The following is a 26638-nucleotide window of genomic DNA, read 5'->3' as shown; positions in this document are numbered from 1 at the left end:
CGTGCACCGGCCTTGATCCAGCGCGTATCGGCCGTTGCCGTGCCTTGTAGATTCGAAGTGGGATTTTCCCTCGAACGAGTCTTCCAAGGAGATGCAGCATGCGCACATTCTGCGGGCTGGCCGCCGCCTTTCTGCTTGCCGTTTCGCCCGGCGCCTGGGCGCAGCTGGACAACGCACCCACGCCGGTGCCGCTGCCCATCCCCATCGCCGCCGCGTCTGGGGCCATGCCGGCGCAAGACCTCGACGCCTTGCGCGCCGTGCATGCGCGCGAAATCAATGACCTCAGTACCTTCAGGACGGCGGGCTTGCCGCGTGAGGCTATCGACTCCTATCTCGATAGCGGGCCAGGGCAGCAATTTTTGCGCGAACTGCGCGCCGCCGATCCTGCCGCCTCGGCCGACACCCTCTATGCGCGGGCCGTCGAGCAGCTCGCGTCCGGCAGCACCTTGCCGGACCTGCAGCCCATGGCTGCCGCGCTGGTAAAAATCGTGCCGCATGGCCAGAATGTGTCGCCGTATTCGCCATACTTCACCACCAGCGCGCAATTGCAGCTGGCCTCGGGCCGCTGCGCCACCCTGGCCGACTGTTTCGGCTTGCCCTTGAAGAGCGAGGCGCCGCTGTATGATGTGTATCAGATCATGCCCAAGGGCACCGTCAACGTGTTCGTCAGCCAGGTCGCGCCGACGGAAGAGTTGGGCGGGCTGGTGCGGCGCAAGGGCGGGGCGCAGCAGTATTTGCTCCCCAACCGCAGCTTGTGGTCGGCCCCCGTGCTGATCGGCACGATCAAGAATTGAGGAGAGAAGATGGATCAGCAGCGTTTGCAAGCCTGTGCCGCCGAACTGGAGCAGTTGCTGGCGCGCCTGGCGAGCGCCGACGGCGAGGTGGCCGACCTGCGCAGCGCGCTCGAGCCGCTGCTGGCCCTGGCGGGCAGCGGTGCCTTGAGCGCACCGCTGCCGTGGGGCGATATCCCCGGCGGGCGCTATTTTACGGAGGGCGGCTTGCGCCGGTACCCTGAGCTGGAACAGGCATTTGCCCGCTTCCGCATCGAAGCGACGGGCGGCGATTCGCCGGCTCTGCGCAAGCTGCGCGGCGAGATATAGTTAGTATTTTATTATTGTGTGCTTAATATAAGGTATCAATTGTTGTTTATGGGTAATCGAGAGTCGGTATTGCTTGACGACAAAATCTTATTCCCTGACCATGGCGCATCCCTCCCGATTTTCTCTTTTTTATTGGATGCACCATGTTGTCCTCCCTTAAGGCGCGGCTGATCGCCATCGCCGTTTCCATCGTCGTGCTGGCCATGCTGGCCGTCGCCATCGCCAATTTCTTCACGACGCGCGCAAGTACCCTGGCCGCGCTCGACACGCAGATGCTGCAGTTGTCGCACAGCCATGCGCAAGCCATCGCCGAATGGCTGCGTTCCAAGCAAGCCGTCGTGGGCTCGCTCAAGCAGGGCGCCACGGCGGCCGATCCCTTGCCGGCGCTGAAGGCGGCCGAGCAGGCAGGCACGTTCGACATGGCGTATATCGGCTTTGCCGACAAGCACGCCGTCTTTTCGCAGGAGCGCAAGCGCGCCGCCGACTACGATCCCACGGCACGGCCCTGGTACAAGCTGGCGTCCGAAGTGGGCGGCCCCATCATCACGGCGCCGTATATCGGCGCCAGCACGGGCAAGCTGGTGGTGACGTTTGCCGAGCCGCTGGGCGGCAAGGGCAGCGTGACGGGCGTGATGGCGGCCGATGTGATGATGGATGCTGTCGTGCAAAACGTCGCCTCGATCAAGCCGACGGCATCCAGCTACGCCTTCCTTGTCGACGGCGGCGGCAAGATCATCGCCCACCCGGACGGCAAGCTGACGCTGAAGCCGCTGGCCGAGCTCGACCCGGGCCTGAGCGCGCAGGCGCTGGCCGATATCGAAAAGAGCGGCGACGGCGCCGCCATCCGCCTGGGCGACCGTAACGGCATCTTGCATGTGAGTAAAGTGCCAGGCAGCGACTGGCTGCTGGCCACCGTGCTGGACCGCGCGGAAGCCACGCAAGCCTTGAGTTCCATGCTGCGCGCCTCGGCCCTGACGGCGCTGCTGGTGCTGGCCCTGGCCGCCACGGTACTGAGCGTGCTGGTGGCGCGCGCCTTGCGCCGCCTGGGCCTGGTGCGCGACGCCATGGAAGCGATCGCCACGGGCGACGGCGACCTGACCAGCCGCCTCGACGCGGAAGGTTCGGACGAGCTGGCGCAGATCGCCAAGGCCTTTAATTTGTTCGTCGAAAAGATCGCCACCGTGCTGGTACAGATCCGCAGCATCAGCACCCTGGTGCGCAGCGAATCGGCCGATATCGCCGCCGGCAATGCCGACCTGTCCTCGCGCACGGAAGCACAGGCGGGCGCGCTGGAGGAAACAGCCAGCTCGATGGATGAGCTGACCTCGACGGTGAAACAGAATGCGGAAAACGCGCATGCGGCCAACGAACTGGCCGTGTCCGCCTCGGAAGTGGCGGCCAAGGGCGGCCGCGTGGTGCAGCAGGTGGTGGGCACCATGGCCGGCATCCAGGAAAGCTCGCGCAAGATCGTCGACATCATCGGCGTGATCGACGGCATCGCCTTCCAGACGAATATCCTGGCCCTGAACGCGGCCGTCGAGGCGGCACGCGCGGGCGAGCAGGGCAGGGGCTTTGCCGTGGTCGCGTCCGAAGTGCGCAACCTGGCGCAACGCTCCGCTGGCGCGGCGAAGGAAATCAAGGAATTGATCGGCGATTCGGTGGAGAAGGTCGATGCGGGCGGCCGCCTCGTCAATGAAGCGGGCCAGACCATGGATCAGGTGGTGGCCTCGGTGCAGCAACTGACGACCATCATGAGCGAGATCACGGTGGCCAGCCGCGAACAGAGCGCCGGCATCGGCGAGATCAATACGGCCGTCACGCACATGGACACCATGACGCAGCAAAACGCTGCCCTCGTCGAGCAAGCGGCGGCCGCCGCGGAAAGCTTGCAGGAACAGGCCGTGGACCTGGCGCAAGCCGTCGGTATGTTCCGCCTGGGCGATGCTGGCCCTGCTGCGGCATCCGCACCGGTGGCGCGCCTCAAGGCGAAGCCAGCCGCGCCAGCGCCGCGCGCGCCGGCCCGTGCGCTGTCGCCGGCCAAGCCCGTCAAGGCGGCCAAGTCCGGCGCCGACGAGTGGGAAGAGTTTTAAGCTGCAAGCGCAGCGATCTGCGCGTTCATCCGCGTTTTTGTCAGGCTAGCCTGCCAAAAGCGCAGTTCGTCGCAATCGGCGTGTCTGGCGGGGGCGGTATGGCTATAGTGACACCATACCGCAAGCCCACTGCCAGACACCCGAGGAGAACAACATGAACGTCGCTAAAAACATGGAAATCATCGCCGTTGCCGCCGCCATCGTGCTCGGCGCCGGCTGCTACGCCATCGCTCCGGCCGCCCCGGCCCTGCAAGTGGCCAGTTCCACGGCCACCGTGGCTGCGCCAGCAAACAAGGCTGCCATGCAAGTGGTGGTCGTCAAGGCCAAGCGCCTGAACGCGGCCGAAAAAGCCCGTTTCGCATAATTGATTGCCAGTCATTTTCCGCGCTGCTAGAGTGCAAGGCGCGATGCAATGCCGGCCGCCCGACGCGGGCGCCGCAAGACATAAAAACAAGATACCGAGGATGCACTACATGAAAAAGATACTGCAACTGGCGCTGCTGTTCCTGGCGACACTGGGCCTGGTGCGCGGCGTGGCCGCCGAGACCCGCTTGCTGGAAATGCGCAACGTCGACGCCCGCGTGGTGCGGGTCAAGCTCGACGGCGTGATGGAGGTGCGCATCCGCCAGGGCAGCGTGCCTTCGCTGAGCATCACGGCCGACAAGCGCTACATCGCCGATGTCAGCACGGCGCAAAGCGGCGACACCCTGCACATCGAAACGGAAGTGCGCGGCTTCAAGCTCGGCCCTTCGTCGATCCGCGCCGACCTGGTCTTGCCGAACCTGCGCGAACTGAGCTCGGAAGGTTTCGGCAGCACCGACATCACGGGTTTCAAGGGCGAGGAGCTGACCTTGTCGCTGGAAGGTGCGGGCAGCATCAAGCTGGTGGGCGACTACCGCAAGCTCAATGCCAGCCTGGGCGGCGTGGGCAGCATGCAGCTGTGGATCGGCAACAATGAGCGCGCCGAGCTGGACTTGCAGGGCGCCGGTTCCGTGGTGCTGGGCGGACGCGGACGCCTGCTGAAAGCGAGCCTGGGCGGCCTGGGCAGCCTGAACGCGCAGCAGTTCGAAGTCGATGCCGTCAACCTGGAATTGAGCGGCCTGGGTAATGCTACGGTGAATGCCCATACGAATGCCAAGCTGAACCTGAGCGGACTCGGTTCGGTGGTGGTGTACGGCAAACCGGCCAATCGCGATGTCAGCGTCGAGGGCCTGGGTAAAGTTAGCTGGAAGTAAAAGCATCCTGCCGCAGGCCTTCTGCAGGACAAGAATAAGTTGTCAGACCACATCCCATTCCGATGAAAAAACTGATCATTACATTACTCATGCTGTTGACGATACAGCTACCCGCGCGGGCCGGCTTCGCCGAAGGCGCCAGCGCCTACAACAACAAGAATTACGCGCTGGCTTACAAAGAAATATTGCCCCTTGCTAAGACCGGCAATGCCGATGCCCAGCATTTGCTGGGTTTGATGTATTACATGGGGCGGGGCTTGCCGCAGGATTACAAGCAAGCCATGTTCTGGCACCGCAAGGCGGCCGAGCAGGGCAAGGCCGACGCCCAGTACGTGGTGGGCGCCATGTATTACACGGGCAACGCCGTGCTGCAGGATCACAAGCAGGCCGTCAGCTGGTTCCGCAAGGCGGCCGAGCAGAACCATGCCGAGGCGCAGCAGGTGCTGGGCCTGATGTACCGCTATCACATGGGCGGCGTGCAGCAGGACAATGTCATCGCCTACATGCTGTGGAACCTGGCGGCCGCGAATGGCAACGCGAATGCGGCCGACCAGCGCGCCGCCGTGGTGCGCAAGATGACGCATGAGCAGGTCGAGGAAGGGCAGGCCCTGTCGGCCCAATGGAAGCCGGGCACGCCCTTGCCGCGCCAGTCGAAAACGGGCGGTGGCTGAGAGGCTATGTAGCGGCCTGCAAGGGTGGACGGCTTGGCGTACAATCGCCGTTTTCCCTTGAAAGAGTCCCGCCATGCGTGCAGTTGCCATCAGCCAGCCAGGTCCCGCCGACGTTTTGCAGATCGCCGAACGTCCCACGCCGCAATATAAGGCGGGCGAACTGTTGATCAAGGTGCATGCGGCCGGCATCAACCGCCCGGACGTGCTGCAGCGCCTGGGCAAGTATGCGCCGCCTGCAGGCGCCTCCGACTTGCCGGGCCTGGAAGTGGCGGGCGAAGTCGTCGATGGCGATTTCACCAACACGGCATTCAAGAAGGGCGACCTCGTCTGTGCGCTGGTGCAGGGCGGCGGCTATGCCGAATACTGCGCCGCACCCGCCGGCCAGTGCCTGCCCTTGCCGAAAGGCTTGACGGCGCTGGAAGGCGCGTCCCTGCCGGAAAACTTCTTTACCGTCTGGAGCAATGTGTTCGACCGCTGCGCGCTGGCCGATGGCGAAACGTTATTGGTGCAGGGCGGCACGTCCGGCATCGGCGTGACGGCCATTCAATTGGCAGCCGCGCTCGGCCACCGCGTGTTCGCCACGGCGGGCAGCGACGAGAAAGCGCGCGCCTGCGAGGCGCTGGGCGCCGAACGCGGTATCAATTACCGCACGGAGGATTTCGTCGCCGTCGTCAAGGAATTGACCGATGGCAAAGGTGTCGACGTCATCCTCGACATGGTGGGCGGCGACTACCTGCCGCGCGAAATCGATAGCCTGGCCGATGATGGCCGCATCGGCCTGATCGCCGTGCAGGGCGGCACCAAGGCGGAACTGGACCTGGGCGCCTTGCTGCGCCGCCGCCTGACGGTGACAGGCTCCACCTTGCGCCCCCGTTCCGTCGCCTTCAAGGCGGCCATCGCGCACCACCTGCGCACGACCGTCTGGCCGCTGATCGAGGCGGGCAAGATCAAGCCCGTGATCTATCAAACTTTCCCGTTGGAAAAGGCCAACGAGGCGCATGCCTTGATGGAGGCGAGCACGCACGTGGGCAAGATCATGTTGCAAGTTGCCTGAAACGGGGCACTGCCTGTTTGACCGGCATCGGTGCCGGAGTTAGAATGACGGGTTATTAAGAATTTAGGCTACTATGCGTCGCAAACTCGTCGTCGGAAATTGGAAAATGAACGGCAGTCGCACCTCGAACGCGGTGTTATTGTCTGAAATAGTGGCTGGCCTGGCTGCTTCTGGCGCCGCCAGCGCCGTCTGTGTGCCTGCGCCGTATCTGGCGCAGTGCCAGGCGCAATTGGCAGGCACGGCGCTGGGCTGGGGCGCGCAGGATGTGTCCGCGCACGCCAGCGGCGCCTACACGGGCGAAATCTCGGCCGCGATGCTGCAGGATTTCGGCTGCGGCTATGTGGTGATCGGGCATTCCGAGCGCCGCGCCTACCATGGCGAGAGCGATGCGCAGGTGGCGGCCAAGACGGTTGCAGCGCTGGCGGCAGGCATCACGCCTATCGTCTGCATCGGCGAGACGCTGGCGCAGCGCGAAGCGGGCCAGACCGACGCGGTCGTGGCGCAGCAGCTGGGTGCCGTGCTGGCGGCCATTTCCGCCGACGACGTGGCGAAACTGGTGCTGGCCTATGAGCCGGTCTGGGCCATCGGCACGGGCAAGACGGCCACGCCGCAGATGGCGCAGGACGTGCATCAGGTATTGCGCGCCCAGTTGGCAGAAAAGAATGCGGTAGCGGCCGCCGGCGTGCAGATCCTGTACGGCGGCAGCATGAAGCCGGAGAACGCAAAAGAATTGATGGCGATGCCGGATATCGATGGCGGTCTGATCGGTGGAGCAGCATTGAAGGCGGCGGATTTCCTGGCGATTATTCACGCCGCCGATTGAATTAATTTAAACTGAGAATGGAATTGCAATGAACATGATGTTCAATCTGGTAGTGGTAGTACAGGTTATTTCGGCATTGTCGATTATCGCGCTGGTGTTGCTGCAGCACGGCAAGGGCGCCGATATGGGCGCCGCCTTCGGTTCGGGCGCCTCGGGCAGCCTGTTCGGTGCGACGGGTTCGTCGAACTTCATGTCGAAATCGACGGGCGTCGCCGCCGCGATCTTCTTCGGCGCCACGCTGGCCCTGTCGCTGATGGCCAATCAGCGCGCCACCACGGTGGGCGGCGGCGTGATGGATAAGGTCGTCAAGCCGGTGCCGGTCACGGGCGCGGGCGCGATCCCGGCGACGGTGCCTGCGGCAGCTCCGGCAGCCAGCGCTCCGGCAGCGGCCGCACCGGTCGCCAGCACCCCGGCCGGCGCGATTCCGAAGTAATTCTGCAGGAACTCGATACCTCATCGAGAGTAATTCTCATTACGGGCAGATTATTGCTCAATGTTTCAGCAGTGCGGCAGGAAAAAATCGTGACGCGCTGGAAGATGTAAAAATTTATCGTTTTTATCTGTGTTTTGATGCATTTGTGCATTAACTTTAGCGGCAAAGCAGAGTAGAATACGGGCCTTACCGCCGACGTGGTGAAATTGGTAGACACGCTATCTTGAGGGGGTAGTGGCGCAAGCTGTACGAGTTCGAGTCTCGTCGTCGGCACCAGAAATCAGAAGCCAGCAACGGCGCACGAGCCATGGCTCGTACAAAGTTGCTGGCTTTTTTTACGAGGATGTGTCGTTCGATCCTGGTCTTAGCTTTGATTGGGGTCGTGCGTTAGATACGCTGCAAATGATCGCAGCGTCCTCATTTAACCGATCGTTCAATATAAGCTTATCAATCGTGAACCTCGAAAATTACTTCCCCGTCCTGCTGTTCATTATTATCGGCCTCGGTGTCGGTATCGCTCCCCAGCTCCTGGGGCGCCTGTTAGGCCCTAACAAGCCTGACGCAGCAAAACTCTCCCCGTACGAATGTGGCTTTGAAGCATTCGAAGACGCGCGCATGAAATTCGATGTGCGCTACTATCTGGTCGCAATCCTGTTTATTTTGTTCGATCTGGAAACGGCATTCTTTTTCCCATGGGGCGTTGCAATGCGCGACCTGGGCTGGGCCGGTTTCGTCACGATGATGGTGTTCATCGCTGAATTCGTGGTCGGATTTTGGTACATTTGGAAGAAAGGTGCCCTTGACTGGGAATAAGCCATGGCTATTGAAGGCGTATTAAGCGAAGGTTTCATCACCACCTCGGCCGACAAGCTGATCAACTGGGCGCGCACCGGGTCTATGTTCCCGATGACGTTCGGTCTGGCCTGCTGTGCGGTCGAAATGATGCATGTGGGCGCAGCCCGCTACGATATGGACCGTTTCGGCGTCGTGTTTCGTCCGTCGCCGCGTCAGTCCGACGTCATGATCGTTGCCGGCACCCTGTGCAACAAGATGGCGCCGGCCCTGCGCAAGGTCTACGACCAGATGGCAGAGCCACGCTGGGTCATCTCGATGGGTTCCTGCGCCAATGGCGGCGGGTACTACCATTACTCCTATTCCGTGGTGCGCGGTTGCGACCGCATCGTGCCCGTCGACGTGTATGTGCCTGGCTGTCCTCCGACCGCTGAAGCCTTGCTGTACGGCATCATGCAGTTGCAGAACAAGATCAAGCGTACCAGCACGATCGCACGCTAACCGGGCCGCTTCAGATTATGACAACACATTTAGAAGTATTGCAAAACGCCCTCGGCACTGCCCTGGGCGATCGCGTTAGCACGACGGTTGCACTGGGCGAAGTCACCTTGCAGGTCAAGGCCGAGGACTACCTCGCCGTGATGCAGACCTTGCGCGATGATCCGAGCCTGCATTTCGAGCAATTGCTCGACCTGTGCGGCGTCGACTACTCGACCTATGGCGACGGCAGCTGGGACGGCCTGCGTTTCGCGGCCGTTTCGCACTTGCTGTCGGTCAAGCACAACTGGCGCGTGCGCGTGCGCGTGTTCGCGCCCGACGATGACATGCCGCTGCTGCCCTCCGTGGTCGGCATCTGGCGCGCCGTCAACTGGTACGAGCGCGAAGCGTTCGATCTGCTGGGCATCCTCTTCGAAGGCCACAACGACTTGCGCCGCCTGCTGACCGACTACGGTTTCATCGGCCATCCGTTCCGCAAGGATTTCCCCGTCTCCGGCTATGTCGAGATGCGTTACGATCCGGAACAAAAGCGCGTGATTTACCAGCCCGTGACGATCGAGCCGCGGGAAAACGTGCCGCGCGTGATCCGCGAAGAACATTACGGGATGAAATAATGGCTGAGATTAAGAACTACACCCTGAACTTTGGGCCGCAGCATCCGGCCGCGCACGGTGTGCTGCGCCTGGTGCTGGAGATGGATGGCGAAGTCATCCAGCGTGCCGACCCGCATATCGGCCTGCTGCACCGCGCCACCGAAAAGCTGGCCGAACAGAAGACCTACCTGCAATCCGTGCCGTACATGGACCGTCTCGACTATGTGTCGATGATGTGCAATGAACATGCGTACGTGATGGCCATCGAAAAGATGCTGGGTCTGGAAGTGCCGCTGCGCGCGCAATACATCCGCGTCATGTTCGACGAGATGACGCGCATCCTGAATCACCTGATGTGGCTCGGTACCCACGCGCTGGACGTCGGCGCCATGGGCCCGTTCCTGTATTGCTTCCGCGACCGCGAAGACTTGTTCGACGCCTACGAGGCAGTGTCGGGCGCGCGCATGCACGCGGCCTACTACCGCCCGGGCGGCGTGTACCGCGACCTGCCGGACGCGATGCCGCAGCACAAGGCGTCGATCATCCGCAACGCCAAGGCCATCGGCAAGCTCAACGAAAACCGCCAGGGTTCGCTGCTGGACTTCATCGAAGACTTCGCGCGCCGTTTCCCGAACTCGGTGGACGAGTACGAAACCCTGCTGACCGACAACCGTATCTGGAAACAGCGTACCGTCGGCATCGGCGTGGTCTCGCCGGAAGATGCGCTGGCCATGGGCTTTACGGGCGCCATGTTGCGCGGCTCGGGCGTGCAGTGGGATTTGCGCAAGAAACAGCCGTACGAAGTGTACGACCTGATGGATTTCGACATTCCTATCGGCACCAACGGCGATTGCTACGACCGCTATCTGGTCCGCGTGGAAGAGCTGCGCCAGTCGAACCGTATCATCAAGCAATGCGTGGAGTGGCTGCGCAACAATGAAGGTCCTGTCATGACCAGCAACCGCAAGGTGGCGCCTCCGGGCCGCGTCGACATGAAGACCAACATGGAATCGCTGATTCACCACTTCAAGCTGTTCACGGAAGGTTTCCACGTGCCGCCAGGCGAGGCCTACAGCGCCGTGGAGCATCCGAAGGGCGAGTTCGGCGTGTACCTGGTGTCCGATGGCGCCAACAAGCCGTACCGCATGAAACTGCGCGCGCCAGACTACGCCCACTTGCAGTCGCTCGACGAGATGGCGCGTGGGCACATGCTTGCCGACGCCGTGACCATCATCGGGACGCAAGATATCGTGTTCGGCAGTATTGACCGCTAAGAGGCAAAAAGTATGTTGTTATCAGAGCAATGCTATAAGAAAATTGACCGCGAGCTGGCCAAGTACCCGGCCGACCAGCGTCAGTCGGCCGTCATGGCCGCCCTGGCCCATGCCCAGGATGAACTGGGCTGGCTGGCACCGGAAACCATGAAGGAACTGGCCGATTACATCGGCATGCCGGCGATTGCCGTGCAGGAAGTGGCCACGTTCTACAATATGTACAACGTGAAACCCGTGGGCAAGCACAAGATCACCGTGTGCACCAACCTGCCATGCGCCCTGTCGGGCGGCGTGCGTGCTGCAGAGTACCTGAAGCAGAAACTGGGTATCGATTTCCGCGAAACCACCGCAGACGGCCAGTTCACCCTGGTTGAAGGCGAGTGCATGGGTGCTTGCGGCGATGCGCCGGTCTTGCTGGTCAGTAATAAAACCATGTGCAGCTGGATGTCGAACGAGAAAATCGACGCCATGCTGGAGGAACTCAAGAAATGACGTCACTCCACAACCGCCATATCGATCCATTGATCCTGAAGGATCTGGATGGCAAGAACTGGCATTTGCAAGATTATGTGAACCGCGGCGGCTATTCGGCCCTGCGGCGTATCCTGGAAGAGAAAATCACGCCGGAACAGATCATCGCCGACCTCAAGGCCTCGTCCTTGCGCGGCCGTGGCGGCGCGGGTTTCCCTACCGGCTTGAAGTGGAGCTTCATGCCGCGCCAGTTCCCGGGCCAGAAATACCTCGTCTGCAATACAGATGAAGGCGAACCGGGCACTTTCAAGGACCGCGACATCATTCGTTACAATCCCCATGCCCTGATCGAAGGCATGGCCATTGGCGCTTATGCAATGGGCATCACCGTCGGTTATAACTATATCCACGGTGAAATCTTCCAGGAATACCTGCGTTTCGAAGAAGCGCTGGAAGAGGCGCGCGCCGCCGGTTTCCTGGGCGACAAGATCATGGGCAGCGAGTTCTCGTTCCAGTTGCATGCGCACCATGGTTATGGCGCCTACATCTGCGGTGAAGAAACGGCCCTGCTCGAATCGCTGGAAGGCAAGAAAGGCCAGCCGCGCTTCAAGCCGCCTTTCCCAGCCTCGTTTGGCCTGTACGGCAAGCCGACGACGATCAACAACACGGAAACCTTCGCGGCCGTGCCTTTCGTGCTGAACATCGGTCCAGAAAAATACCTGGCGATGGGCAAGCCGAACAACGGCGGTTCGAAGATCTTCTCGATCTCGGGCGACGTGGAAAAACCGGGCAACTACGAAGTGCCGCTCGGCACCCCGTTTGCGACCCTGCTGGAACTGGCAGGCGGCATGCGCGGTGGCAAAAAGATCAAGGCCGTGATTCCTGGCGGCTCGTCCGCGCCGGTGATCCGCGGCGACATCATGATGCAGACCGACCTGGACTATGACTCGATCGCGAAAGCCGGTTCGATGTTGGGTTCGGGCGCCGTCATCGTGATGGACGAAACACGCTGCATGGTGAAGGCGCTGGAACGCCTGTCCTACTTCTACTTTGAAGAATCGTGCGGCCAGTGTACGCCTTGCCGTGAAGGCACAGGCTGGATGTACCGCATGGTGCACCGCATCGAGCAGGGGCAGGGTCGTCCAGACGACCTGGACATGCTCAACTCGATCGCCGACAACATCCAGGGCCGCACCATTTGCGCGCTGGGCGATGCGGCTGCCATGCCGGTACGGGCCTTCATTAAGAATTTCCGTGAAGAATTTGAATATCATATCGAGCACAAGCATTGCTTAGTGCCCGCATATATCTAAGCTGCGTCAGGTAACGATCACCATGGTTGAAATCGAAATAGACGGCAAAAAAGTCGAAGTCCCTGCTGGTAGCATGGTGATGGACGCCGCCAACAAATTGGGAACCTACATTCCGCACTTCTGCTATCACAAGAAATTGTCGATCGCAGCGAACTGCCGCATGTGCCTGGTCGAAGTGGAAAAGGCGCCGAAGCCTTTGCCCGCTTGTGCGACCCCGGTCAGTGCCGGCATGATCGTGCGCTCCGCCAGCGATAAAGCTGTGCAGGCGCAAAAGTCGGTCATGGAATTCTTGCTGATTAACCACCCGCTCGATTGCCCTATCTGCGATCAGGGCGGCGAATGCCAGTTGCAAGACTTGGCCGTCGGTTACGGCAAGGGCGAATCGCGCTACAAGGAAGACAAGCGCGTCGTCACGCCGAAGGAAGCCGGTCCGCTGGTTTCCATGCAGGAAATGTCGCGCTGCATCCAGTGCACCCGCTGCGTACGCTTTGGCCAGGAAGTGGCCGGCGTGATGGAGCTGGGCATGATCGGCCGCGGCGAGCACTCGGAAATCGTGTCGTTTGTCGGCCAGACGGTCGACTCCGAACTGTCGGGCAATATGATCGACCTGTGCCCGGTCGGCGCACTGACCTCGAAGCCATTCCGCTACAGCGCCCGTACGTGGGAACTGTCGCGCCGCAAATCGGTCAGCCCGCATGACGGCCTCGGCTCGAACCTGATCGTGCAAGTGAAAGCTGGCAAGGTCAAGCGCGTACTGCCGCTGGAAAACGAAGCCGTCAACGAGTGCTGGATCTCGGACAAGGACCGTTTCTCGTACGAAGCGCTGGACAGCGCCGAACGCCTGACGTCTCCGATGCTGAAACAAGGCAACGAGTGGAAAGAAGTCGATTGGCAGACGGCGCTGGAATACGTGGCGCACGGTTTGAAAAATATCAAGCACGAGCATGGCGCTGACGCCATCGCCGCGCTGGCCACCCCGCATTCGACCGTCGAAGAGCTGGTCCTGCTGCAAAAAGTCGCCCACGGCCTCGGTTCCGAGAACGTCGACTTCCGCCTGCGCCAGACCGACTTCGCGCTGGACGCCGGCGTGAAGCCATGGCTGGGCATGCCGATCAGCGAATTTGGCCAGATCAAGCGCGCCTTCGTCATCGGTTCGTTCCTGCGCAAGGATCACCCATTGCTGGCCACGCGTTTGCGCGCGTCCGTCAAGGGCGGCGCCAAGCTGTCGATCCTGCACGCCTCCGACGATGATCAACTGATCACCATCGCCAACAAGATGATCGTCGCGCCAAGCGATTGGCTGGCGGCCTTGTCGGAAGTGGTCGTCGCTGTTGCTAAAGCGAAAGAAATCACCGCGCCAGCCGGTTTTGAAGCAGTTGTTGCTTCGGACGTGGCCGTCGTCATTGCCGCCAGCCTGATGGCCGGCGACCACGGTGCCGTGCTGCTGGGTAACGCGGCAACGCAACACCCGCAAGCGTCGCAACTGCATGCTGCCGCGCAATGGATCGCCGAACAGACGGGCGCCAAGCTCGGTTACCTGACGGAAGCGGCCAACACGGTAGGCGCGCACCTGGTCGCCAAGCCGCGCGCCAATGTGCAAGCCGTGTTTGCCGTGCCGAAAAAAGCCTACGTGCTGCTGCACGCCGAGCCGGAACTCGATGCCGCCAATCCACAAGCGGCCCGCGCCGCCCTGGATGGCGCCGACATGGTCGTGGCGATGTCGGCCTTCAAGCACGGCATGGATTACGCCGATGTCTTGCTGCCGATCTCGCCGTTCGCTGAAACCTCGGGCACCTTCGTCAACTGCGAAGGCCGCGCGCAAAGCTTCAACGGCACCGTCAAGCCGCTGGCGGAAACCCGTCCAGCCTGGAAAGTGCTGCGCGTCCTGGGCAACATCCTGGGCCTGGCCGGTTTCGACTACGATACCTCCGAAGCGATCCGCGACGAAGCGTTCGGCGCTGGCGTGACCGATCTGTCGGCACAGCTGAACAATATCGCCAAGAACGCACCGGAAGCAGCAAGCTACGCACCGGCTTCGCCAGCGCTGCAACGCATCGCCGACGTGCCGATCTACTTCGCCGACGCGCTGGTCCGCCGTTCCGAACCGCTGCTGCGCACGGTCGACGGCGCCGCGCCGCAAGCCCATCTGTCGCCGGCATTGGCCGAGAAGCTGGGCATCAAGGCGGGCGACAAGGTCAAAGTGGCGCAAGGCTCCGGCAGCGCCATCCTGGTGGCGGCACTTCATGCCGGCCTGCCAGCCAATGTGGTCAAAGTGTCGGCGGCGCATGCCTCGACGGCCAGCCTGGGCGGCATGTTCGGTGACATCACAGTTGAAACAGCAGAGGGGAAAATCTGATGGCTCTGCCTGAATTTGTAAACGTCATCAACAGTAGCGGCCAGGATCTGCTGGGCGGCTCGTGGCCGTTCTTCTGGACCCTGATCAAGATCCTGTGCGTGCTGTTGCCGCTGATGGGCCTGGTTGCCTACCTGACCTTGTGGGAACGCAAGCTGATCGGCTGGATCCAGATCCGCGTCGGCCCGAACCGCGTCGGCCCATTGGGCTTGCTGCAGCCGATCGCCGATGCGCTGAAACTCTTGTTCAAAGAGATCATCATCCCGTCCAAGGCCGCCAAAGGCCTGTTCGTAATCGGCCCGATCATGACCATCATGCCGGCCCTGGCCGCCTGGTCGGTCGTGCCCTTCGGTCCGCAAGCCGTGCTGGCCAACGTCAACGCCGGCTTGCTGATGCTGCTGGCGATTACCTCGATGGAAGTCTACGGCATCATCATCGCCGGCTGGGCTTCGAACTCGAAGTATTCGTTCATGGGCGCCATGCGCGCTTCGGCACAGATGATTTCGTATGAAATCCCGATGGGCTTCGTGATGGTCATCGTGCTGATGGTCTCGGGCAGCCTGAACTTCATCGACATCGTCGGCGGCCAGCAGATCGGCTTCTTCGCCGACAAGGGCGTCAATTTCATGTCGTGGAACTGGCTGCCGCTGCTGCCGATGTTCGTCATCTACCTGGTGTCGGGCCTGGCTGAAGCCAACCGTCACCCGTTCGACGTCGTCGAAGGCGAGTCGGAAATCGTGGCCGGCCACATGGTCGAGTACTCGGGCATGGCCTACGCCATGTTCATGCTGGCCGAATACGCCAACATGATCCTGATCGGCGCCCTGGCTTCGATCATGTTCCTCGGTGGCTGGTCCGCACCATTTGCTTTCCTTGAGTTCTGGGGTGGTTTCGGCGGCTTCTTCTGGCTGTTCGCCAAGACCTTCTTCATCGTGTCGGTGTTCATCTGGGTACGCGGTACGTTCCCACGCTACCGTTATGACCAGATCATGCGCCTCGGCTGGAAAGTGTTTATCCCGTTGACGCTGGTCTACCTGGTCTTCGTCGCTGCCTGGATGCAGACATCCTGGAATATTTGGAAGTAAGAGAGTGCATACGAATGGATAAGGTAAAAGATTTCTTCAGCAGCCTCTTGTTAGGCGAGCTGATCAAGGGCATGGCGCTGACAGGCAAGTACATGTTTTCGCGCAAGATCACGGTGCAATTCCCGGAAGAGAAGACACCGATCTCGCCGCGTTTCCGTGGCTTGCACGCGCTGCGCCGCTACCCGAACGGCGAGGAACGTTGCATCGCCTGCAAACTGTGCGAAGCGGTTTGCCCGGCGATGGCCATCACGATCGAATCGGAACAGCGTGACGACGGTTCGCGCCGTACCACGCGTTACGATATCGACTTGACCAAGTGCATCTTCTGCGGTTTCTGCGAAGAGTCCTGCCCGGTCGATTCGATCGTCGAGACGCAAATCCTGGAATACCACGGCGAGAAACGCGGGGATTTGTATTACACGAAAGAGATGTTGCTGGCCGTAGGTGATCGTTATGAAAATGACATTGCCGCTGCGCGCGCCGCCGACGCACCTTATCGCTGATGGATGCGCCGCAGCCCCAAAGCTGCGGCGCGCCCCTCGTTCATCTGTACGTCTATTGGGTTTTTTATGGACTTTAAAACAATTTTGTTTTACGCCTTCGCGCTGATCTTGATTCTGGCAGCGACGCGCGTCATCACGGCCCGTAATCCGGTCCACGCAGTACTGTTCCTGGTACTGTCCTTCTTCTCGGCAGCGGGCATCTGGATGCTGCTGCAAGCTGAATTCCTGGCCATCGTGCTGGTATTGGTGTATGTCGGCGCCGTGATGGTGCTGTTCCTGTTCGTGGTCATGATGCTCGATATCAATATCGACCGCATGCGCGAAGGCTTCTGGGGCTATCTGCCATTGTCGGTGACGGTGGGCGTGATCATCGTGCTGGAAATGGCCGCCGTCCTGTGGCACGGTTTCCGCAACTTTGCGCCTAGCGTCGCACCGGTGAACGTCAACCTGGGCGGCACCAAGGAACTGGGCCTGCTGATCTACACGAAATACGTGTTCGCCTTCGAGATCGCCGCCGTCGTGCTGCTGGTGGCCATCGTTGCCGCAGTCGCACTGACCCTGCGCAAACGCAAGGACACCAAGCATTTTGCTCCAGGCGATGCCGTGCGCGTCAAGCGCAACGACCGCCTGAAGATCATCAAGATGGACGCGGTCGTCGAGCGTCCTGCGGCTGAGCCGGAAGTTAAGGAGGCACCATGACATTATCGCTCACACATTTTCTGGTCCTGGGCGCGATCCTGTTCGCAATCTCGATCGTCGGTATTTTCCTGAACCGCAAGAACATCATCGTATTGCTGATGGCAATCGAATTGATGCTGCTGGCGGTGAATATGAATTTCATCGCGTTCTCCCATTTCATGGGCGACGCGGCCGGTCAGATCTTCGTTTTCTTCATCCTGACGGTTGCCGCCGCTGAGTCGGCTATCGGTCTGGCTATTCTGGTGGTGATGTTCCGTAATCTGGATACCATCAACGTCGAAGACCTGGACAGCCTCAAAGGCTGATGTTTTTCAGACTCGATCTCTCGAATAATAACGATTAAGGTTCATCATGGCGGGGCAACTCCTCAACCCTAACCTCCTTCTTGCCGTACCGCTGGCGCCGCTGGCCGGTGCCGCGATTGCAGGCTTGCTTGGCACCCAGTTCCTGGGTAATTTGGTCGGACGCAAGACGTCGCATACCGCGACGATTCTGGGCGTACTGATTGCGTTCATCCTGTCCGTGCAGACACTGCTGGCAGTGATGGATGGCGCGACATTCAATGGCACGATCTATAACTGGATGACGATCGGCACCCTGAAGATGGAAGTGGGCTTCCAGATCGATTCGCTGTCGGCGATGATGATGTGCGTGGTCACCTTCGTTTCCCTGATGGTGCACATCTACACGATCGGCTACATGAAGGACGACGAAGGCTACAACCGCTTCTTCGCCTACATCTCGCTGTTCACGTTCTCAATGCTGATGCTGGTCATGGCCAACAACTTCCTGCAGCTGTTCTTCGGTTGGGAAGCCGTGGGCCTGGTCTCCTACCTCTTGATCGGTTTCTGGTACCAGCGTCCGACGGCCATCGTGGCCAACATGAAGGCTTTCCTCGTCAACCGCGTGGGCGACTTCGGCTTCATCCTGGGCATCGGCCTGCTGCTGGCATTCGCCGGCACCATGAACTACCAGGAAGTGTTCGCCAAGAAAGACGAACTGGCGCTGCTGACGATGCCGGGCACCGACTGGGCCCTGCTGACCGTTGCCTGCATCTGCCTGTTCATCGGCGCGATGGGCAAATCGGCGCAGTTCCCGCTGCACGTGTGGCTGCCTGACTCGATGGAAGGTCCTACCCCGATTTCGGCACTGATTCACGCCGCGACGATGGTGACGGCCGGTATCTTCATGGTCTCGCGCATGTCGCCGCTGTTCGAACTGTCCGACACGGCACTGTCCTTCATCCTGGTGATCGGCTCCATCACGGCGCTGTTCATGGGCTTTTTGGGCATCATCCAGAACGACATCAAGCGCGTCGTCGCTTACTCGACCCTGTCGCAGCTCGGTTACATGACCGTGGCGCTCGGTTCGTCCGCGTACTCCGTGGCCGTGTTCCATCTGATGACGCACGCATTCTTCAAGGCACTGCTGTTCCTGGGCGCCGGTTCCGTCATCATCGGCATGCACCATGACCAGGACATCCGCAACATGGGTGGCCTGCGCAAGTACATGCCGATCACCTGGATCACTTCCCTGGTCGGTTCGCTGGCCCTGATCGGCACGCCGCTGTTCTCCGGTTTCTACTCGAAAGACAGCATCATCGAAGCCGTTGAAGCGACGCACATCTGGGGCGCTGGCTTTGCCCAGTTCGCCGTGCTGGCTGGCGTGTTCGTCACCGCCTTCTACTCGTTCCGCATGTATTTCCTCGTCTTCCACGGCAAGGAACGTTTCGGCCAGCCACACGCGCACGGTCATGACGACCACCACGCGCCTGCTGCGAAGCATGATGCCCACGCACATGATGACCACCATGAAGAAGAGGAAGACGACCACGCGCACCACGGCCTGGAACCTGGCCAGAAGCCGCATGAATCGCCGTTCGTCGTCTGGTTCCCGCTGGTGATGCTGGCGATCCCTTCCTTGATCATCGGTTACCTGACGATCGGCCCGATGCTGCATGGCGATTTCTTCAAGGGCGTGATCTTCGTTGGCGAAAACCATCCAGCAATGGAAGAGTTGTCGCATGAATTCCACGGCGCAATGGCGATGGCGATCCACGGCCTGTCGACGGCACCGTTCTGGCTGGCATTGTCCGGCGTGGTGGCAGCCTACTACTGCTACATGGTCAACCCGCGCGTACCGGCCTGGTTCTTTGCCAAGTTCCACGCGATCCACACCCTGCTGGACAACAAGTACTACATGGACAAGTTCAATGAAGTCGTGTTCGCCGGCGGTGCCCGCTTGCTGGGTAATGGCCTGTGGAACTTCGGTGACAAGAAGCTGATCGACGGTTTCGTCGTCAATGGCAGCGCCAAGGTTGTCGCCTGGCTGTCCTCGCTGTCGCGAGTGTTGCAGACCGGCTACATCTATCACTATGCATTCGTGATGATCCTGGGCGTGCTGGGCTTCCTGATCTATTTCCTGCCATTCTGGCCCGCTAAGTAAGCTGACCTGATAAAAGAATACTGAGAACCATGATGCAGTCTACGATTTCTACACTACCTCCTTACCTGAGTCTGTCGATCTGGGTGCCGATCATTTGCGGCGTCCTGATCCTGGCTCTCGGCCGTGACAGCAAAGCGGGCTTTACCCGTTGGCTGTCGCTGGCTGGCGCCGTGCTCAGCATGCTGTGCACCTTGCCGCTGATCCAGCATTTCGACAACGCCGCGCACGGCATGCAATTCGTCGAAAAAGCGCCGTGGATAGCAACCTTCAATATCTGGTACTCGCTGGGTATCGACGGCCTGTCGCTGTGGTTCGTGCCGCTGACGGCCTTCATCACGGTCATCGTCGTCATTTCGGCTTGGCAAGTGATCGAGAAGCGCATCGCCCAGTACATGGGCTCGTTTTTGATCCTGTCGGGCCTGATGATCGGCGTGTTCTGCGCGCTGGACGGCTTGCTGTTCTACTTCTTCTTTGAAGCAACCCTGATCCCGATGTTCATCATCATCGGTATCTGGGGCGGTTCGAACCGCGTGTACGCGTCGTTCAAGTTCTTCCTGTACACCTTCTTCGGTTCGCTGCTGACCCTGGTTGCCATCATCTACCTGCGCAATGTGTCGGGCACCTTCGACATCCTGGCCTGGCATGCGTTCAAGCTGACGATGAACGAGCAGATCTTCATCTTCCTGGCCTTCCTGATGGCGTTTGCCGTCAAGGTGCCGATGTTCCCGGTCCACACGTGGTTGCCGGACGTCCACGTGGAAGCGCCGACGGGCGGTTCCGCCGTGCTGGCCGCCATCATGCTGAAACTGGGCGCGTATGGTTTCCTGCGTTTTTCGCTGCCGATCACGCCGGACGCCAGCCACTACCTGTCGGGCTTCATGATCACCCTGTCGCTGATCGCCGTCATCTACATCGGTCTGGTTGCCCTGGTGCAGACCGACATGAAAAAACTGGTCGCCTATTCGTCGATCGCGCACATGGGTTTCGTCACCCTGGGCTTCTTCATGTTCAACGACATTTCGGTGCAGGGCGGTATCGTGCAGATGGTTTCGCACGGCTTCATCTCCGGCGCGATGTTCCTGTGCATCGGCGTACTGTATGACCGCATGCATACCCGCAACATCGCCGACTACGGCGGCGTCGTGAACCGCATGCCGAAATTTGCCGCCTTCTTCGTGCTGTTCTCGATGGCCAACTGCGGTCTGCCAGCGACGTCCGGTTTCGTCGGCGAGTTCATGGTGATCCTGGGCGCGGTGAAATACAACTTCTGGATCGGCTTGCTGGCTGCAACGGCACTGATCTGGGGCGCGGCGTACTCGCTGTGGATGGCCAAGCGCGTGGTGTTCGGCAAGATCAAGAACAAACACGTGGCCGAATTGACCGACATCAACAAACGTGAATTCTTCATGCTTGCTGTGCTGGCCATCGCCGTGCTCGTGATGGGTCTGTACCCAGCCCCGTTCACCGACACGATGCAAACTTCGGTTGCCGACCTGCTGCAGCATGTCGCCATCAGCAAGTTGCCTTAAATAGAAGACCGATAACATGACTAATGCACCTAATCTGGTACCGCTGTACGCGGAAATCTTTCTGCTGATCGCCACGTCGGCGCTCTTGCTGATCGATATGTTCTTGCCTGCGGCGAAGCGTTCGATCACCTATGCGCTGTCCTTGCTGACCCTGGCCGGCTGCGCCTTGCTGACCGTGGGCGACTTCAACGCGGGCACCACCGTCTACACGTTCCACAATATGTTCGTGTCGGACCCGATGTCGCAGCTGCTGAAACTGTTCTCGTACGGCGCCGTGGCGCTGACCCTGATCTACTCGCGTGCCTATGCCACCGACCGCAGCATGCTGTCGGGCAACCTGGGCGGCGAGTTCTACGTGCTGGCCCTGTTTGCACTGCTGGGCCAGATGATCATGATCTCGGCCAACAACTTCCTGATCATCTACCTGGGTCTGGAACTGATGTCGCTGTCGCTGTACGCGCTGATCGCTCTGCGCCGTGACAATGCCAAGGCCACGGAAGCGGCCATGAAATACTTCATCCTGGGCGCGCTGGCTTCCGGTTTCATGTTGTACGGTATCTCGATGCTGTACGGCGCATCCGGCACGCTGGACCTGGGCGAATTGCGCGTGGCGCTGGAAAACAGCAAGACCAACGGCACCATCATGGTCTTCGGCCTGGTGTTCCTGGTAGCCGGCCTGGCCTTCAAACTGGGCGTCGTGCCATTCCACATGTGGGTGCCTGACGTGTATCAAGGTTCGCCGACGGCCGTGACCCTGCTGCTGGGCGCGGCGCCGAAACTGGCCGCCTTCGCCATCACCCTGCGCCTGCTGGCCGAAGGCTTGCTGCCGATGGCGCATGACTGGCAGCAAATGCTGCTGGTGCTGGCCGTGATGTCGCTGGCCATCGGTAACTTCACCGCCATCGCGCAAACCAACCTGAAGCGCATGTTGGCGTACTCGACCATCGCGCAAATGGGCTTCGTGCTGCTGGGCTTGCTGTCGGGCACCGTCGACGCGCCGAACAACACGCTGAACGCGGCTGGCGCAGCCACCGCCTACGGCGCCTCGATGTACTACGTCATCACCTACGTGTTCACCACCCTGGGTACCTTTGGCGTGATCATGTTGTTGGCACGCAATGGTTTCGAAGCAGAAGAACTGGCCGACTTCAAGGGCCTGGGCAAACGCAGCCCGATCTTCGCGCTGGTGATGACCCTGTTCATGTTCTCGCTGGCCGGCGTGCCGCCGCTGATGGGCTTCATGGCCAAGTACTCGGTGCTGGCATCCGTGCTGGCCACGGGCCAGCTGTGGCTGACCATCGCCGCCGTGCTGTTCTCGCTGATCGGCGCCTTCTACTACCTGCGCGTCGTGAAAATGATGTGGTTCGACGAGCCGATGGATACCAACGCGCTGGTCGTGCATGGCGACATGCGCGTCGTGCTGGCACTGAACGGCGTGTTCGTTCTGGCCCTCGGTGTGATGCCTAACAGCATCCTGGCTGCCTGCGCGACCGCCATCACCAAGACCCTGGCGTCCTGACCGATGGATGTCACCGCCTCGAGCTGGCTGGTGATCGCCCTGGGCATCCTGGGCGCCAACCTGCCTTTCCTGAACGAGAAACTGTTTGCCGCCGTGCCGCTGAAAAAGGCGGCGCAAGCGGAGCAGGGCTGGCGCAAGCCGCTGGCGCTGCGCCTGCTGGAGATGGTGATTCTGTACTTCATCGTCGGCGCCGTGGCGTTCGCCCTCGAAGCGCGCATCGGCAACGGTTTCCCGCAGACGTGGGAGTTCTATGCCATCACGGGATGCCTGTTCCTGGTGCTGGCTTTCCCAGGTTTCGTGACTCGTTATCTGCGTAAACGCCGCTAGGCACCATCCTCCGAAAGCGGCGCCTCTGGCGCCGTTTTTTATTGAACATAAGGAAATGTATGGATACCCAAGCCACTGATACGCAATTGATTGAAACCAAGGTCGACGGCGAACTCGTCTACCAGGGCGGCTTCCTGCGCGTGCAGCGCGACCGTGTTGCACTGCCGGACGGCAAGATCACGGCGCGCGAATTCGTTTTGCATCCGGGCGCCGTCGTGATCCTGCCGCTGCTCGACGACGGCACGGTGCTGATGGAACGCCAGTACCGTTATCCGCTGGAGCGCGTGTTCATTGAATTCCCAGCCGGCAAGATCGATGCGGGCGAGTCGCACCTGGCCTGCGCCCAGCGCGAATTGCTGGAAGAAACGGGCTACACGGCCAGCGACTGGCAATTCGTCTCCACCATCCACAACGCCATCGCGTATTCCGACGAGCACCTGGAACTGTTTCTGGCGCGGGGACTCGTGGCGGGCGAACGCCAGCTCGACGAGGGTGAATTCCTGGAAACGTTTACGGCCACCGTGCCGCAGCTGCTCGACTGGGTCAGGGATGGCACCATCACGGACGTGAAGACCGTCATCGGCATCTTCTGGCTCGACAAGATTACCAGCGGCGCCTGGCAAGCGGCCTGATTCCGCACATGCGCACGGCGCTTTTTCTGCTGCTGGCCTGTGTCACCTGGGGTGCGCAGGCGCAGGCGCGCACGCCGTTCCAGGTGCGCTGCGAAGACACGATCAGCAAGACCGTGTCCGTGCTGACGGTGCAGCAGAACGGCTACAGCATCGACACGCATCTGCCGTACAAGGCGTTGACGGTGATGAAGGGCACGGCGCGCGCGAACACCTGGGTGCTGGGCCTGACGAAGACGGATTCGCGCGTGGCCATCGCGCTGGCCGGTCCCATGCTGCAAGACCCGGCCAGCGGCTACGAATGCGTGGCGCCGCAGATTACCGTGAGCCTGACATATGCGCCCGTGGTGATCTATATCGGCCGCGAATTTGCCCCCGGCACGTGCGCGTATGATGAGATACTCGGGCACGAGCTGCGGCACATGAAAACCTATATGGAACACTTGCCGCGCGTGGAAAAGACCGTGCGCGCCGCGCTGGCCAGACGCTTCGAGGCGCGGCCCCTGTACGCGCCCAGCGGCACGGCCAAGGCGGCGCTGGCGCGCGAAATCGACACGGGCTGGTTGCCCTACATTAAGGCGGAAATGCGCAAGGTGGAAACCTTGCAGGCCGCCATCGATTCGCCGCAAGAATATGCGCGCCTGGGCAAGGCGTGCAAGGGCGAAATCCAGAACATCCTGTCGGGCAAGACAGCGCCCGCCAACTAGACAAGGAATGGCATGACCGCAGCATCGAACACCGTCCGTTATTTTGCCCTGATCCCCGCCGCCGGCGTGGGTGCGCGCATGGAAGCGGGCAGTCCCAAGCAATATTTGGCCATCGCCGGCAAACCCATGCTGCGCCACGCGCTCGACGCCTTTCTCGCCAGCCCCCTGATCGCGCACACCTATGTCGTCGTCAGTGCCGAGGATGGCCAGATCGACGCCGTCGTGCCGGAGCAGGGCGCGGGGCATGGCGTCACCGTGCTGCGCTGCGGCGGCGCCACGCGCATGGACAGCATCCTGAACGGGCTGCAAGCCTTGCACGGCAGCATCGATGCCAATGACCAGGTGCTGGTGCACGACGCGGCCCGGCCCGGCCTGACGCCGGCGCTGATCGAAAAGCTGATCATGGAAGTGGGCGACCACCCGGCCGGCGGCTTGCTGGCCTTGCCCGTGGTCGATACCGTCAAGCGGGCCGGCCCCGCCCATGTATCGGCGCAGACGGTGCCGCGCGATCATCTTTGGCTGGCGCAGACGCCGCAAATGTTCAGCTATGCGCTGCTGCACCGGGCACTATCCGAGGCGCCCGATCCGCTGGCGATCACGGACGACGCCAGCGCCGTCGAAGCGCTGGGCCTGGCGCCCAGGCTTGTCGAAGGCCATCCGCGCAACCTGAAGGTGACCCTGCCGCGCGACATCCACACGGCCGAGCTGTATTTGGCCCATCTTTGACTCCAGAAAGACCTGCATGCACACAACGACTCCCGACCTCCCATTTCGCATCGGCCAGGGCTATGACTGCCACGCGCTGGTGGAACACCGTGACCTGATCATCGGCGGCGTGAAAATTCCCCATCACCTCGGCTTGCTCGGCCACTCCGACGCGGACGTGCTGCTGCACGCGATTACGGACGCCATCTTCGGCGCCGCCGCGCTGGGCGACATCGGCCGCCACTTCCCCGACACGGACGCGCAATTCAAGGGCGCCGATTCGCGCACCCTGCTGCGCGAAGCCGTGCGCCGCGTGCAAGCGACCGGTTATATCATCGGCAATATCGACGCCACCATCATCGCCCAGCGTCCGAAAATGGCGCCGCATATCGCCGCCATGTGCGCGAACGTGGCCGAAGACCTCGGTGTGACCGTGGGCCAGGTCAATATCAAGGCCAAGACGAATGAAAAACTGGGCTACCTTGGGCGGGAAGAGGGCATCGCGGCAGAAGCCGTGGCCCTGCTGCTGCGCGCCTGAGACGCCAACCATTGATCGATTAACGACAGGAGTCGCCATGTTCCAGTTACGCCGTACCGGTATCGCGCTTGCACTGGCATTGACTGCCGCGCCAGCGGCCTGGGCCGAACTGCAAGCCACGGGCGAGCCGCCCGCCGCCAGACAAGGCTGGAAGGCCGAGACCGTCGCGCAGGGCGTGCGCCAGCCGTGGGGCATCGCCTGGCTGGGCGAGGGCCGCGCGCTTGTCACCAGCAAGCAGGGGACCTTGCATCTGCTTACTGGCAAGACATTCGAGGACGTGGCGCTGGAAGGCATGCCCAAGGTGTTTACGGGCGGGCAGGGCGGCTTGCTCGATATCGTGCTGCATCCGCAGGATGCGGGCAAGCCGAACCCGCGCGTCTACATGACGGTGTCGACGGGCACGAATGACGCGAACCGCACGACCCTCGTGCGCGGCGTGTTCGATGGCAAGAAGGTGACGGGCATCGAGACCCTGTTCAAGGTGGCCACGGACAAGAGCGGCGGCCAGCATTTCGGTTCGCGCCTGTTGTGGCTGCCGGACGGCACTTTGCTCATGAGCGTGGCCGATGGCGGCAATCCGCCGCTGCGCATCGGTGACCGCCTGGCGCGCGAGCAGGCGCAAAACCTCGCCACGCACCAGGGCTCCATCCTGCGCCTGACGCAAGACGGTAAACCGGCGCCCGGCAATCCGCTGGCCGCCAAGGGGGCCTTGCCGGAAATCTGGTCGTACGGCCACCGCAACGTGCAGGGCCTGGCACTCGACCCTGTTTCCGGCCGCGTGTGGGCCACGGAACACGGTCCGTATGGCGGCGACGAGCTGAACCTGGTGGTGGCGGGCGGCAACTATGGCTGGCCCCTGCAAAGCTACGGCGCCGACTACAAGACGCATGAACCCGTCGGCAAGCATGAGGTGCCCGGCATGCTCAATCCGAGCGTGGCCTGGGTGCCGTCGCCGGCCCCGTCGGGGCTGGCCGTCTATACGGGCGACAAGATCGCCGCCTGGCGCGGCAGCATCTTCAGCGGCGGCCTGGCGGCCAAGGATATCCGCCGCATCGCCGTCGATGCGAACGGCAAGGTGACGGGCCAGGACCGCCTGGACATCGGCGCGCGCGTGCGCGACGTGCGCCAGGGACCGGATGGCTACCTGTATGCGCTGACGGACGAAGACAATGGCCGACTGCTGCGCATCGTGCCGCGGTAATACGCCAGGCGCCATCTTCGCTTAAGATGGCGCCTTTATTTCATTCAAGGT

General features: G+C 61.3%; 29 protein-coding genes and 1 tRNA gene. All 30 read left to right on the top strand.

What is annotated here, in order from left to right:
• Positions 1-98: 98 nt before the first annotated feature.
• The 30 genes from AC1Q6X_RS01130 to AC1Q6X_RS00985 all read left to right on the top strand — a co-directional run bounded on the left by AC1Q6X_RS01130 (position 99) and on the right by AC1Q6X_RS00985 (position 26587).
• Complete coding sequence (locus tag AC1Q6X_RS01130; RefSeq protein WP_492494609.1) at positions 99-794, top strand: hypothetical protein; 696 nt, start codon at positions 99-101, stop codon at positions 792-794.
• A gap of 9 nt (positions 795-803) precedes the next feature.
• Positions 804-1100: a hypothetical protein gene (locus AC1Q6X_RS01125; RefSeq protein WP_409028195.1), complete on the top strand. Its 297-nt coding sequence runs from the start codon at positions 804-806 to the stop codon at positions 1098-1100.
• A gap of 143 nt (positions 1101-1243) precedes the next feature.
• Entirely contained in the window at positions 1244-3190 is a 1947-nt protein-coding gene (locus AC1Q6X_RS01120; RefSeq protein WP_230505123.1) for a methyl-accepting chemotaxis protein, read from the top strand.
• Between the two features lie 154 nt (positions 3191-3344).
• Positions 3345-3554, top strand: coding sequence for a hypothetical protein (locus tag AC1Q6X_RS01115; RefSeq protein WP_099410964.1), 210 nt, complete (start codon positions 3345-3347; stop codon positions 3552-3554).
• A 109-nt stretch (positions 3555-3663) separates the two neighbouring features.
• Positions 3664-4425, top strand: a complete 762-nt coding sequence (locus tag AC1Q6X_RS01110) for a GIN domain-containing protein (protein WP_492494606.1) — start codon at positions 3664-3666, stop codon at positions 4423-4425.
• A gap of 62 nt (positions 4426-4487) precedes the next feature.
• Positions 4488-5096 carry a tetratricopeptide repeat protein gene (locus AC1Q6X_RS01105; RefSeq protein WP_070224114.1) on the top strand — a complete coding sequence of 203 codons (609 nt, stop codon included), beginning with the start codon at positions 4488-4490 and terminating at the stop codon, positions 5094-5096.
• Positions 5097-5169: 73 nt separating this feature from the next.
• Positions 5170-6150, top strand: a complete 981-nt coding sequence (locus AC1Q6X_RS01100) for an NAD(P)H-quinone oxidoreductase (RefSeq protein ID WP_492494604.1) — start codon at positions 5170-5172, stop codon at positions 6148-6150.
• 73 nt (positions 6151-6223) lie between these two features.
• Complete coding sequence (gene tpiA / locus AC1Q6X_RS01095) at positions 6224-6973, top strand: triose-phosphate isomerase (RefSeq protein WP_230505129.1); 750 nt, start codon at positions 6224-6226, stop codon at positions 6971-6973.
• Between the two features lie 28 nt (positions 6974-7001).
• Positions 7002-7406, top strand: a complete 405-nt coding sequence (secG, locus tag AC1Q6X_RS01090) for a preprotein translocase subunit SecG (RefSeq protein WP_492494602.1) — start codon at positions 7002-7004, stop codon at positions 7404-7406.
• 191 nt (positions 7407-7597) lie between these two features.
• A tRNA-Leu gene (locus AC1Q6X_RS01085) sits at positions 7598-7682 on the top strand.
• A gap of 177 nt (positions 7683-7859) precedes the next feature.
• Positions 7860-8219 (top strand): NADH-quinone oxidoreductase subunit A, encoded by a 360-nt coding sequence (locus AC1Q6X_RS01080; RefSeq protein WP_010399734.1) that lies wholly within the window; start codon positions 7860-7862, stop codon positions 8217-8219.
• Between the two features lie 3 nt (positions 8220-8222).
• A complete protein-coding gene (locus AC1Q6X_RS01075; RefSeq protein ID WP_010399733.1) occupies positions 8223-8699 on the top strand; it encodes a NuoB/complex I 20 kDa subunit family protein in 477 nt (158 codons plus the stop codon).
• A 17-nt stretch (positions 8700-8716) separates the two neighbouring features.
• A complete protein-coding gene (locus AC1Q6X_RS01070; RefSeq protein ID WP_070224111.1) occupies positions 8717-9310 on the top strand; it encodes an NADH-quinone oxidoreductase subunit C in 594 nt (197 codons plus the stop codon).
• Positions 9310-10563 (top strand): NADH-quinone oxidoreductase subunit D, encoded by a 1254-nt coding sequence (locus AC1Q6X_RS01065; protein WP_034749992.1) that lies wholly within the window; start codon positions 9310-9312, stop codon positions 10561-10563. The genes AC1Q6X_RS01070 and AC1Q6X_RS01065 overlap by 1 nt, the downstream gene beginning before the upstream one ends.
• A gap of 12 nt (positions 10564-10575) precedes the next feature.
• Positions 10576-11055 carry an NADH-quinone oxidoreductase subunit NuoE gene (gene nuoE, locus AC1Q6X_RS01060; RefSeq protein WP_035820520.1) on the top strand — a complete coding sequence of 160 codons (480 nt, stop codon included), beginning with the start codon at positions 10576-10578 and terminating at the stop codon, positions 11053-11055.
• Positions 11052-12347: an NADH-quinone oxidoreductase subunit NuoF gene (gene nuoF / locus AC1Q6X_RS01055; protein ID WP_010399729.1), complete on the top strand. Its 1296-nt coding sequence runs from the start codon at positions 11052-11054 to the stop codon at positions 12345-12347. The genes nuoE and nuoF overlap by 4 nt, the downstream gene beginning before the upstream one ends.
• A 22-nt stretch (positions 12348-12369) precedes the next feature.
• Entirely contained in the window at positions 12370-14703 is a 2334-nt protein-coding gene (gene nuoG, locus AC1Q6X_RS01050; protein WP_492494598.1) for an NADH-quinone oxidoreductase subunit NuoG, read from the top strand.
• Positions 14703-15785 (top strand): NADH-quinone oxidoreductase subunit NuoH, encoded by a 1083-nt coding sequence (nuoH, locus tag AC1Q6X_RS01045; RefSeq protein WP_070224109.1) that lies wholly within the window; start codon positions 14703-14705, stop codon positions 15783-15785. Before nuoG ends, nuoH begins: the two co-directional genes overlap by 1 nt.
• Positions 15786-15799: 14 nt before the next feature.
• Positions 15800-16288 (top strand): NADH-quinone oxidoreductase subunit NuoI, encoded by a 489-nt coding sequence (gene nuoI, locus AC1Q6X_RS01040; RefSeq protein ID WP_010399726.1) that lies wholly within the window; start codon positions 15800-15802, stop codon positions 16286-16288.
• A gap of 66 nt (positions 16289-16354) precedes the next feature.
• Positions 16355-16987, top strand: a complete 633-nt coding sequence (locus AC1Q6X_RS01035; RefSeq protein WP_070224108.1) for an NADH-quinone oxidoreductase subunit J — start codon at positions 16355-16357, stop codon at positions 16985-16987.
• A complete protein-coding gene (gene nuoK / locus AC1Q6X_RS01030) occupies positions 16984-17292 on the top strand; it encodes an NADH-quinone oxidoreductase subunit NuoK (RefSeq protein WP_010399724.1) in 309 nt (102 codons plus the stop codon). The genes AC1Q6X_RS01035 and nuoK overlap by 4 nt, the downstream gene beginning before the upstream one ends.
• A gap of 46 nt (positions 17293-17338) precedes the next feature.
• Positions 17339-19432 carry an NADH-quinone oxidoreductase subunit L gene (gene nuoL / locus AC1Q6X_RS01025; protein ID WP_492494594.1) on the top strand — a complete coding sequence of 698 codons (2094 nt, stop codon included), beginning with the start codon at positions 17339-17341 and terminating at the stop codon, positions 19430-19432.
• 29 nt (positions 19433-19461) lie between these two features.
• Positions 19462-20961, top strand: coding sequence for an NADH-quinone oxidoreductase subunit M (locus AC1Q6X_RS01020; protein WP_492494592.1), 1500 nt, complete (start codon positions 19462-19464; stop codon positions 20959-20961).
• A 16-nt stretch (positions 20962-20977) separates the two neighbouring features.
• Complete coding sequence (gene nuoN, locus AC1Q6X_RS01015; protein ID WP_492494590.1) at positions 20978-22480, top strand: NADH-quinone oxidoreductase subunit NuoN; 1503 nt, start codon at positions 20978-20980, stop codon at positions 22478-22480.
• A gap of 3 nt (positions 22481-22483) precedes the next feature.
• Positions 22484-22807 carry a DUF2818 family protein gene (locus AC1Q6X_RS01010; RefSeq protein ID WP_070288753.1) on the top strand — a complete coding sequence of 108 codons (324 nt, stop codon included), beginning with the start codon at positions 22484-22486 and terminating at the stop codon, positions 22805-22807.
• 59 nt (positions 22808-22866) lie between these two features.
• Positions 22867-23439, top strand: a complete 573-nt coding sequence (locus tag AC1Q6X_RS01005; RefSeq protein WP_492494588.1) for an NUDIX domain-containing protein — start codon at positions 22867-22869, stop codon at positions 23437-23439.
• 8 nt (positions 23440-23447) lie between these two features.
• A complete protein-coding gene (locus AC1Q6X_RS01000; protein WP_492494586.1) occupies positions 23448-24143 on the top strand; it encodes a hypothetical protein in 696 nt (231 codons plus the stop codon).
• A gap of 12 nt (positions 24144-24155) precedes the next feature.
• Positions 24156-24869 (top strand): 2-C-methyl-D-erythritol 4-phosphate cytidylyltransferase, encoded by a 714-nt coding sequence (ispD, locus tag AC1Q6X_RS00995; RefSeq protein ID WP_492494584.1) that lies wholly within the window; start codon positions 24156-24158, stop codon positions 24867-24869.
• A gap of 16 nt (positions 24870-24885) precedes the next feature.
• On the top strand, positions 24886-25386 hold the full coding sequence (gene ispF / locus AC1Q6X_RS00990) for a 2-C-methyl-D-erythritol 2,4-cyclodiphosphate synthase (RefSeq protein ID WP_070224100.1): 501 nt from the start codon (positions 24886-24888) through the stop codon (positions 25384-25386).
• Between the two features lie 37 nt (positions 25387-25423).
• Entirely contained in the window at positions 25424-26587 is a 1164-nt protein-coding gene (locus tag AC1Q6X_RS00985) for a PQQ-dependent sugar dehydrogenase (protein ID WP_492494581.1), read from the top strand.
• Positions 26588-26638: the final 51 nt, after the last annotated feature.

The organism is Janthinobacterium sp. GW823-FHT06H09, assembly GCF_058794735.1.
Note: the sequence above shows the minus strand (reverse complement) of the source record. Positions and strands in the feature narration are given on the sequence as shown.